This window comes from Mycobacterium sp., assembly GCF_049280035.1.
GTDB lineage: Bacteria > Actinomycetota > Actinomycetes > Mycobacteriales > Mycobacteriaceae > Mycobacterium.
This window is the reverse complement of sequence record NZ_JBAPPI010000372.1, coordinates 1-6,910: the sequence shown is the minus strand read 5'-3', so window position 1 is coordinate 6,910 and position 6,910 is coordinate 1. Positions and strand designations below refer to the sequence as shown.

The following is a 6,910-nucleotide window of genomic DNA, read 5'->3' as shown; positions in this document are numbered from 1 at the left end:
GGGTGAGATCTTCACTGTCCCGGAGATGTCATTGCGCCCCGAACCCCAAAGCCGTGACTTGTTCTCGCGGATCTACAGCTCGTCCTCGACCGCCGAGTCGCTGGAGATCCTGGCCCGCCGCGGGATGGTGCCGCTGTTTGTCGGCAACAAGCCGATCGAAGACGCCGGGCGAGAAGTACAGCAGGTGAACACCTTCCGCAAGGAGGAGGGCCTGCCGCCCTGCCAGCCGAAGAACGTCATGTTCATGTACTGCACGCCGAACGCCGACGATGCCGCCAAGACCGAGGAGTGGATCTGGACGGCTAACCGCGATGTCACCGTCCATTACGGATTCGCTGACGCCTCCAACTTCAAAGGCGTCAAGGGATATGAGGCCTACGCGGCCAGGGAAGCCACCGCGACCGCGGTGCTGGCGTCCTCGGTAACTGGAGACGATAAGGGTAAGCCCAAGACTCCCGGATATCACGCGTCCAATCTGCTGATCGGCACGCCGGAGGAGATCTTCAACCGGCTCAAGGCCGCCCAAGAAGCGTGCTCTTTCGAAGAGCTCACCATCGTCCCGCAGTTCGGCACGATGCCACACGAGGAGGCGATGGCCAGCACCGAACTGTTCGCCAAGGAGGTGCTACCGGCGGCGCACCAAATGGAGGCACCCCTGCACCCCGCGGCCCTCCCGGAGAACGCCCTGGCATGAGCGCCGGCGACAATGAAGGGGAGCAGCGATGAGGTGGGGGCACCACCCGCTTGCGGGGGAGAGCGGCGCCATATGATTGCCAACTGCGACCAGCCCACGCAGACGCCTGACGACGTCGATATCGCCGCGCTGCGCGAAAGATACCGGCGCGAGCGGGAAAAGCGGCTGCGCGCCGAGGGATCCAAGCAGTACGTCGAGCTCGAGGACGACTTCGCGGGGTATTACGAAACCGACCCGCATTCCCCGCCGCTGGTCCGCAATCGGATATCGGAGGACATCGACGTCGCCGTCATCGGCGGAGGCTTCGCCGGCCTGCTGTGCGCTGCCCACCTGAAGAAGGCCGGCGTCGACGATGTCCGGATCATCGAGCTGGGTGGCGATTTCGGCGGCGTCTGGTATTGGAACCGTTACCCGGGAATCCAGTGCGACAACGAATCATACTGTTACATACCGATGCTCGAAGAGCTGGACTTCATGCCATCTAAGAAGTTCGCCGACGGCACCGAGATCTACGAGCATTGCCGGCGCATCGGAAAGCATTTCGGGCTCTACGATTCCGCGATCCTGTTTACGCGGGTACGCGATCTGCGGTGGGACGAGGCGATCAACCGGTGGCGGATCAGCACCAACCGCGACGACGACATCCGGGCCCGGTTTGTCGTCATGGGCTCGGGTCCGTTCCACCGGCCCAAACTGCCCGGCATCCCGGGAATCAAGGACTTCAAAGGACACAGCTTCCACACCTCGCGCTGGGACTACTCCTACACCGGCGGAGATACTTCCGGCGGACTGGACAAGCTGAGCGACAAGCGCATCGCGCTGGTTGGCACCGGCGCCACCGGTATTCAGGTGACGCCTTTTCTTGCCCGCCACGCCAAGCACCTCTACATTTTTCAGCGCACACCGTCGTCGGTGGACGTCCGAAACAACACGCCGACCGATCCCGCATGGGTGGAGTCGCTTCGCCCGGGCTGGCAAAAAGAGCGGCAACGCAACTTTCACGCGTGGACGTTTGAAGGGATGGCGCTGGGCCAACCAGACCTGGTTTGCGATTTCTGGACCGAACTCGGCAGGAACACGGCTGCCAGGGTTCTCGCTCTGGATGACCCCACCGCACTCAGTCCGGAAGAATTCATGGCCATCCGCGAGGAGGAAGACTACAAAGTCATGGAGCGCCTGCGCCGCCGCGTGGAAAGCATTGTGCAGGACGAAGACACCGCAGAGGCGCTCAAGCCCTATTACCGGTTCCTGTGTAAGCGGCCTTGTTCCAACGACGACTACCTGGTGACGTTCAACCGGCCGAACGTCACCCTGATCGACGTGTCGTCGACGAAGGGGGTGCAGCGGGCGACCGAAAAGGGACTCGTCGCCAACGACGTCGAATACGAGGTCGACTGCATCATCTATGCCAGCGGGTTCGAGATCACCACCGAGATCAGCCGCCGGTACTCCATCGACGCAATCGAAGGTCGCGACGGACTGTCGCTATTCGACTATTGGGCCGACGGCTACCAGACATTGCACGGCATGACTAGCCGGGGCTTTCCCAACCAGTTTTTCACCGGCTTCACCCAGGTCGGTATCTCGGCGAACATCGCCGCCAACTACGAATTGCAGGGCGAACACATCGCTTACGTCATCGCCGAAGCGATGGCACGCGGCGCAACAACCGTCGAGCCCACCCAACGCGCGCAGGACGAGTGGTGCAAAACCATTCGGGACAGCGCGATTGACAACTCGGCGTTCGATTCCCAGTGCACGCCTGGCTATTACAACAATGAAGGCGGCGGTGGGGGAGAGGGCATACGCTCACACCTGGGCGAGCCGTATGGACCGGGCTTCTACGCGTTCGGCGAGCTGTTGGCCGAATGGCGCGACAAGGGTGATTTGGATGGTCTGGTGCTTGGACACGAATGACTGAGCTCAGATTCGACGATCGGGTCGCAGTTGTCACCGGTGCCGGCCGGGGACTGGGACGCTCCTACGCGCTGCTGTTGGCCTCGAAGGGAGCCAAGGTCGTCGTCAACGACACGGGCGGAAGCCTGACCGGGGACGGTGTTGACACCGGCCCAGCCGGCGAGGTGGTGCGCGAGATCAAGGCCGCCGGAGGTGAGGCAGTCGCGTCCACCGAGTCGGTGGCGACACCTGCTGGCGGCAAAGCGATCGTCCGGACAGCGCTCGACCACTACGGCGGAATCGATATCCTCGTCCACAACGCCGGCACCGTTCGACGAGCGCCCTTGGCCGAAATGAGTTATGAAGACTTCGATGCGCTGCTCGATGTCCACCTGCGCGGCGCCTTCCACGTCGTGCGGCCGGCGTTCCCGCTGATGCGCGCTGCTCATTGCGGCCGCATCGTTTTGACGTCATCGATCGGCGGCCTGTACGGCAACCACGGTGTCGCCAACTACGCCGTAGCCAAGGCGGGCATCATCGGCCTGTCCAACGTCGTTGCGCTCGAAGGTGTCGCAGATAACGTGCTATGCAATGTCATCGTTCCTTCCGCGGTGACCAGAATGGCTGAGGGGCTGGATATTTCCGCCTATCCTCCGATGTGCGCTGATCAGGTGGCGCCGGTGGTGGGCTGGTTGGCTCATGAATCCTGCTCGATCACCGGTGAGATGCTGATTGCCATCGCCGGACGGGTGGCCAGAGTCGTGATCGCCGAAACGCCCGGCGTATTTCGTCCATCGTGGTCGATCGAGCAGGTCGGCGAAGATCTGGACGCTATCCGGGATACGCAGGCCCCGTTGGTGTTTCCCGTCGTGCCCGACGGTCACGTCGAGCACCTCCGCTACAGCTTCGCGATGGCCGAGCGGAAAGGAGCCCACGGTGGCTAGCGGCGGTAGTTCAGGTCCGCTATCCGGGGTGCGGGTGGTCGACCTCACCGCGATGGTGATGGGGCCGTACTGCACGCAGATCATGGCCGACATGGGCGCCGACGTAATCAAAATCGAGCCGCCGGAAGGGGACGACACTCGCTACATCTCGGTCGGACCCGCACCCGGCATGAGCGGGGTGTTCGTCAATGTGAACCGCGGCAAGCGCAGCGTCGTCTTGGATCTGCGTTCCGATGTCGGCAAGGCCGCGCTGCGAACGCTCATCGAAACCGCGGACGTTTTCATCCACTCGATGCGGTCCAAAGCGATCGCCCGGCTCGGATTCGATTACGAGCAGGTCGCCGCAATCAACCCCGCGATCGTTTACACCAACTGTTACGGATATGGCCGACGCGGACCCGATCGAGATCTGCCCGCCTACGATGACACCATCCAGGCCGAATGCGGGCTGCCCGCCGTTCAGGAACAGCTCACCGGTGAGGCCAACTACGTCGGCACGATCATGGCGGACAAGGTCGCCGGCCTGACAGCGCTCTACGCCACCACGATGGCGTTGTTCCACCGGGAACGCACCGGCGAGGGGCAAGAGGTTGAGGTCGCCATGTTCGAGACGATGGCGTCGTTCATGCTGGTCGAACATGCCAACGGCGCCATGTTCGACCCCCCGCTCGGCCCAGCGGTCTATCCCCGCACGGTGGCACCCAACCGCAAGCCATACCGCACCAAAGACGGCTACATCGCCGCGCTGATCTACAACGACCGGCATTGGTCGGCCTTCGTCCAAGCCGTACAGCCGCCCTGGGCAAGCGATCTGTATGCCACCCTCGAGCGGCGGGCGCGCCAGATTGACACGGTCTACGCCTTGCTCGCCGAGACGCTCAAGGAGCGAACTACCGACGAATGGCTAGCGCTATTTCGCGCGCTGGAGATACCCGCTGCGCCACTGCGGACGCCGGACGCGCTGTTCGACAATCCGCATCTCAACGCTGCCGGGTTCTTCGAGACCCTCAACACTGAGCACGGCCCGGTGCGGTTTCCCGGTGTGCCGACGTGGTTTTCCCGGACGCCGGGCCGAGTCGCCGGCCCGGCCCCGCAGCTGGGCGCAGACACCGCGGACGTGCTCGAAGAACTCGCGTTAGCCACCGACGCTGAAGCAGCCGCCCACGGCTCTGCGTAGCAGCATATTTCGGCTGCCGCAGCGACGTGTCTTCCCGCTGATGCGGCGTGGCCGCACCTAAACTGACGGGAATCAGCAGGGAGGGCATCGACGTATCGGCGGCAACGACAGCACCGGCCAGGCGAGCGGTCGGAGCACCGGAAAGGTGACCATGGGACCGGCCGGGGTTTACCCCGCGTCGGTTCGCTGTGCTCGGCGACCCCGATGGGTTGCTCCGCCGCATGTCGGCCGGCTGGCCACCACCGGGAGTAGCGATGGCGATGGACGGTCACCGCGCCGTCCGGGTATTCCCGCGCTGGATGGCGTGCGTGCAGTGGCAGTCGCGCTGGTGCTCGCCGACCACGGCGGCGTTCCCGGCATGGCGGGCGGATTCCTCGGTGTCGACGTATTTTTCGTGCTCAGCGGTTTCCTGATCACTTCGCTGCTGCTAGACGAACTCGGCCGAAGCGGCCGTATTGACCTGGGCGACTTCTGGATTCGGCGTGCCCGTCGGCTGCTCCCGGCGCTGGTGCTGATGGTGCTGACCGTGGCGGTCGGGCGTCACTTCTTTTCACCCGAGGCCGTTGCCGGCTTGCGCGATGACGCGGTCGCCGCCTTCTTCTGGGTCGCCAACTGGATGTTTGTCGCAGATAAGACCGACTATTTCACCCAGGGCGCTCCGCCGTCGCCGTTGCAGCACGCATGGTCGCTCGGAGTCGAAGAGCAGTACTACATCGTCTGGCCGCTCTTGCTGGTGGCAGTGGCGGTGGCGCTGGCCGCCAGGGCTCGTCGTCGGCAGGGGTGGGCCACCCTGGGCGGCGTCCGCCTGGTGGTGTTCTTGCTGGCCACGCTGGGCGCACTGGCGTCGGCTGCGGCCGCCATCCTGCTCGCGTCCGACGCCACCCGTGACCGGGTCTACTTCGGCACCGATACCCGGGCACAGGCGCTGTTGGTGGGCGCCGCGGCGTCGGCGCTACTGGTGAGCGATTGGTCGTCGCTGAACCGCGGCTGGTCACTGATCCGGTCCCGGTGGGGCAAATGGACCGCTCGGCTGCTGCCGCTAATCGGCCTGACGCTGTTGGGAGTTGCCACTCACTACGCCACCGGCAGCGCCCGCGAGTTCCATGCAGGTCTGCTGATTGCGGTGGCGATTGCGGCGGTGCTGGTGATCGCCCCGGTGGCGCTCGACCAGCGCGGACCTGTGGCCGCTGCGCTGGCGTGGGGTCCGGTGGCGTGGCTGGGCACCATCTCCTACGGCGTCTACCTGTGGCATTGGCCGATCTTTTTGGTGCTCAACGGTGAACGGACCGGCTGGTCTGGGCTGTCGTTATTCGGTGTCCGGTGCGCCGCAACACTGGCGGTGTCCATCGTGTCGTGGTGGGCGATCGAGCGGCCCATCCGGAGGTGGCGACCGGTGCGGGTCCCGCTGTTGCCGCTGGCCGGAGCGACCGCCGCGACCGCCGCCGCGGTGACCCTGCTGGTTGTTCCGGTCTCTCCCCGGCCCGGCAGCGGGCCACTTGACGGCAGCTTGCCCCCTGGCGTGTCATCGGTCGCGGTCGTTTCGCAGTCCCCGCCGGACGGTCCCAGACCGGCGCGCGCTGTCGCGCAGCGAGACCCGCGGCGGCCGTTCACCGTGTCGGTCTTCGGCGACTCGATCGGCTGGACGTTGATGCATTACGTACCGTCGACGCCGGGGTTCGATTTCGTCGACCACACCGTGATCGGCTGCAGCTTGGTGCGAGGCGGCCCGTACCGCTATCTCGGCCAGACGTTGGATCAGAAAAGCGAATGTGAGTCATGGCCGAGCCGATGGAGATCCCAAATCGCCGACGACCGGCCCGACGCCATCCTGCTGATCGTCGGTCGCTGGGAAACAGTGGATCGGGTCAACGAGGGAAGGTGGACCCACATCGGCGACCCGGCCTTCGATGCATATATGGCCGGTGAATTGCGCAGCGCGGTAGATATTCTCAGTGCCAGCGGCGCTCCGCTGACCGTGGCCAACCTGCCCTACAGCCGGCGGGGCGAACGTCCGGATGGCAGCTTGTGGCCAGAGGATCAACCCGAGCGGGTGAAACAATGGAACACGTTATTGAGCGGAACCATCGGCCAACGCGCGGGCGTGGGAATACTGGACCTGAACAAAAAGCTGTGCCCGGAAGGTGTCTACACCGCGAAAGTCGATGGCATCCAGGTGCGTAGCGACGGTGTGCACCTGAC

Annotated in this window: 5 protein-coding genes; all 5 read left to right on the top strand. The window is 64.5% G+C overall.

The window, feature by feature from the left end:
- Positions 1-694, top strand: a 694-nt coding sequence (locus tag WAN71_RS12570) for an LLM class flavin-dependent oxidoreductase (RefSeq protein ID WP_422225641.1), incomplete at its 5' end; no start/stop codon positions are given.
- A 72-nt stretch (positions 695-766) separates the two neighbouring features.
- Positions 767-2,611: a flavin-containing monooxygenase gene (locus tag WAN71_RS12565; RefSeq protein ID WP_422225640.1), complete on the top strand. Its 1,845-nt coding sequence runs from the start codon at positions 767-769 to the stop codon at positions 2,609-2,611.
- Positions 2,608-3,534, top strand: coding sequence for an SDR family NAD(P)-dependent oxidoreductase (locus WAN71_RS12560; RefSeq protein ID WP_422225639.1), 927 nt, complete (start codon positions 2,608-2,610; stop codon positions 3,532-3,534). Before WAN71_RS12565 ends, WAN71_RS12560 begins: the two co-directional genes overlap by 4 nt.
- Positions 3,527-4,711, top strand: coding sequence for a CaiB/BaiF CoA transferase family protein (locus WAN71_RS12555; protein WP_422225638.1), 1,185 nt, complete (start codon positions 3,527-3,529; stop codon positions 4,709-4,711). The genes WAN71_RS12560 and WAN71_RS12555 overlap by 8 nt, the downstream gene beginning before the upstream one ends.
- Before the next feature lie 151 nt (positions 4,712-4,862).
- A partial coding sequence (locus WAN71_RS12550; protein WP_422225642.1) for an acyltransferase family protein occupies positions 4,863-6,910 on the top strand: 2,048 nt, incomplete at its 3' end.

Bases quoted from the DNA above. Each gene is read 5' to 3' on its own strand.
- WAN71_RS12565 (WP_422225640.1), top strand. From the start codon at position 767: ATGATTGCCAACTGCGACCAGCCCACGCAGACGCCTGACGACGTCGAT.
- WAN71_RS12560 (WP_422225639.1), top strand. From the start codon at position 2,608: ATGACTGAGCTCAGATTCGACGATCGGGTCGCAGTTGTCACCGGTGCC.